The sequence below is a fragment of the Salinisphaera sp. G21_0 genome (assembly GCF_017744115.1).
In the GTDB taxonomy this organism is placed as follows: Bacteria; Pseudomonadota; Gammaproteobacteria; order Pseudomonadales; family Endozoicomonadaceae; genus Endozoicomonas.
Genome location: NZ_JAGHQW010000130.1, coordinates 1 through 3,537, shown reverse-complemented (window position 1 = coordinate 3,537; position 3,537 = coordinate 1). Strand labels below are relative to the sequence as shown.

General features: G+C 39.9%; 2 protein-coding genes and 2 pseudogenes. All 4 read right to left on the bottom strand.

The window, feature by feature from the left end; all coding sequences use genetic code 11:
* Positions 1-625: pseudogene (locus tag J7439_RS25040) on the bottom strand (hypothetical protein); the annotation flags it as partial.
* 134 nt (positions 626-759) lie between these two features.
* On the bottom strand, positions 760-2,160 hold the full coding sequence (locus J7439_RS25035) for a hypothetical protein (RefSeq protein WP_209204778.1): 1,401 nt from the start codon (positions 2,158-2,160) through the stop codon (positions 760-762).
* A 338-nt stretch (positions 2,161-2,498) separates the two neighbouring features.
* On the bottom strand, positions 2,499-2,882 hold the full coding sequence (locus J7439_RS25030) for a hypothetical protein (protein WP_209204777.1): 384 nt from the start codon (positions 2,880-2,882) through the stop codon (positions 2,499-2,501).
* Positions 2,882-3,537: pseudogene (locus J7439_RS25025) on the bottom strand (hypothetical protein); the annotation flags it as partial. The gene J7439_RS25030 and the pseudogene J7439_RS25025, both read right to left, overlap by 1 nt.

Here is a 3,537-nt window from a genome sequence, read left to right as displayed (position 1 = left end):
GTACGGGAGATGCTCCGATAAAAGTCGTCACCAAAGGAGCGCTAATCTGCATTTCCACCTTACGCCGGGTAAAATCTATATATTCCGCTCCAGTGAAATAGGTAAAAGTCTCAACGGAATAATCAACAGCAGTAATACGGATAAACTGGCTGATTTTTTCATCCGGTGTAATCAGCTTATAGACTTCGCCAATTTCAGGAACCGCCCATTCCTCCCGCTGATACCCGACAATAGCTCGTTGTCCTTCCAGCTGATCGCCTACCAGTTCCCATGATGCCTTGATACCAGGAACCACATAACTTTCTATTCTGTCTCTGGCATCGAGGCGTTCATCGGTTTGGCTGTCGGTATTAAATAACAAGACAGAAACATTCTGATCCTTGGGAGGCTCGGTCAGGATCAAATGGCTACCAAGATAAATATCATTGTTATCGGTGCTAATCCCGATAAACGCTTTCCGCAAGGCCACATCACCAATGGTTCGGTCGATCCGGGAAATATCCTGAAAGAGATTGTTGACGTTGCCATCAATGACCTCCTTTCCAGTGACCCGACCGCCACCGTCTTCCTCATCTGTGAGGCGCTGGCTTTCAAAGAGCTTTACATCGTTATTGTTAATGGCCATCGGTTTTCCTTTTCTTCAGGCGAAAAAAAACCGCCTATTTGGGCGGTGTTGTAAGAAGTGTAAGGTTTATATTGTTTCTATAATAGAACATTAACTTTTAAGGTATAACTTTACATAGCATCATTTCTTGAGCATTAATCAAACTTTTTAAGGAGGCTAATTATTTGGTGCATGGAGTATCCGGCAATAAGTCTAAAGTTGTCACTCTCTTTTTGAAGATCCAATTTATTAATTAATTCTAAGAATTTTACAGAATGTTGCAGTACTTCTCTTTTGTTTCTAGCTTTGTGAATTCGATCAAGATACTTTGACATTTTCTTGAGAAATGCTCTTTCAGCAGGATCTTTTCTGAAGCCAGCCTGTTTTGTGATGTACATAGCAGTGTCACTAACAAGAGGTAGCTTTCCCATAATTTTATCTCTTTTATTTTTCTCTAAGTGGTAAAAATTTGAACCTAATTTGTTTGCCATTTCGTTTAGGCTATCAATTTTCTGTTGTAATTGAATAGCATACCGGTGAACATTGTTTGCAGTATTTACAAAAAAAGATAACTTTTTATTGTCAATATAAATATCAGATCCACCTTTTTTTAATACCCTCAAGACCATTCCCGCACAATTTTCTTCATTACTTATCATTTTATAAGTAGCAACGCCTGCCATCTCTTGCTTTTGAACTTCCGCCCACTCATTTTCCATTTCTTTTCTATTAAGCCCAAATATATTATATAAATATTCTCCAGTTTTTTTATTCCTGTTAACTCCTTGAGGAGGGATATAAACTTTGTCTGCACTCACTCCAAATGCATCTTCTCCCCATTTAGGGAGTGATTTCTGTTTCTCTCTTAATTTAACTTCAGCTGCACTAAGTTCATCTTTGGTAAAATTTCCAGATTTTACCTTCTCTAATGCATATTTGGCTGCAGCAAGCTTACTTCTGGCTCGGTCTGACATTTCACAATACTTATCTTGCAGATAATTTATCTGTGAATAGCCGTAAACTTTGTTAAGTAACTCACCCTTAGTTCCAGTCTTAGTATTAATTCTTCCAGGTGTACTTTCCTCCGAAGCCCACCAACTAACATATGTGTGAGCATGCTTTTCACCTTCTCCACTTTTAACTGATAGTGCTGCATGCCCAGGATGAGAAATGCTTTTATATGGCCATGTTCTTATAATACATTGATCAATATAATCTTGAGCCATACCTCGTTTTTCGATTTCATCAAATCCTAGTGGTGTAATAATTCTAAAAGCTATATTTTTTTCTCGATAACTACTGATCAGCTCATTAGCTCTTGATAAGTACAGATGATTTTTATTTTTAGTAGGAATGGTTACTTTTCTTGTGAGGAATGCTTTCAGTGCTTCTTTAAATAAATCTTTACAACCTTTGTTTAATTCGCATGAAAACTTCACAGCAGATTTTGCAGCGGTGAATATATTACCTTTAAATTTTACAGTAGAGCCAGCTGTTTCATTCATCCATAAATCGCTCATTCTATCTTTAAATAAAACTTCCACAATTGCTAGCAAAAGACATGTCCATAGCGTTACAGGATTTGCATAGTTAAGGTGATTATTGATAGTTTTTGACTTTCACCAGTGCTTATTGAGAAAGCATGTCATTTATTTTTTGTTAAGAGTAAGTATATGAATGTTGCAATCTGGCATTAACGACATGTCAAAAAAACACATTAATTCTCTATTATTCATAAGACAGATAATATTTTGTCAAAAAAAGAGCATAGTAAGAATGCAAAGATACTATTTCTCATCTTCAGCAGCTTTTGCAAAACATGTGATGATTAGTGACATTAAGTGAAAAAGTTGAGTTTTAAATGCTTCAGCTTTCTGACTATAAAGACGATAAATCAAGTTACAGTTATGAACCTTAATGAAAGATAGTAATAACTATTATCATCAGGGTATGCTTCTTTGAGTACTGGGGAGGCTGAAATCGGGCTTCCAGAGCTGCGATCGAATATAACATTAAGCTTTCTCATGTCAGGTAAAGTCAAGTTCATTACTTTGTCCGGAATTGCGGTTAAACCATGAAGCTCCAAAACCGTTTTTCGAGAAACCCAACCAGCATTTTGCCCACCTGTCAGCTCAATGGGGCGTCCCTGTAACTTTGCTTGCTCTTGAATCAACAGTGCTCCTGTTAAGCTATGTTCCCGGCTCTGTTCCACTGGACTCCATTCAAACTCATTAATCCAGAGCAGATCGTCCGGGAGGGTAATGGTATCCAGTTTCATCAGACCGTCCTCATGCCTGCGTTTTTCAGGGCTTCCAGCAGTTTGTTTTCATCCGGAGGTGCAATGCCAATATTCACATCGCCTCGCGGATATTCGAGTCGGATAATACGCTGAGGAGATTCTGAAACGGTGCGGGGGGTAGTTACGGCTGTACTCACCTGGCGCTCTTTAAGGGCTCGTGCTCTCTCATTATTGGCCTGCCGGGTACGTTCGTTATGAATCTGCTCGCTGATCCGCAGGGCAGAGGTAATATTCTTGACTGCCTCCTGATCCCCTTTGGCAATAGCCTCCGCCTGCTGTGCCTTTAGATCGTCACGCTGGCTTTGATAACGGCGCTGCTCAATATCAGACTGTCTGCCCTGCAATTCATCCAGTTCATCTTGCAGGCTGTTCAGGGTATTGCGGGAACTGTCGCCTAAGCTGGCCATGTTTTGTTTGGCTGAAACAATGGCGTTATTGAGCCGGTCTAAATCCGTTTGATTGAGCAGCTTCATGGTTTGCGCGGCATCTTCCGCCTCATGGACAAAATTTCTGGCATTGATCTCGCCCTGTTCATAGCTTTCAAACAGCTGTTCAAGGGCAATTCTCTGCTCTAAAAATTGTTTTTTCACATAAGCGGCAGCGGTTGATGTTTGATTGAGCCAGCGACCAATGC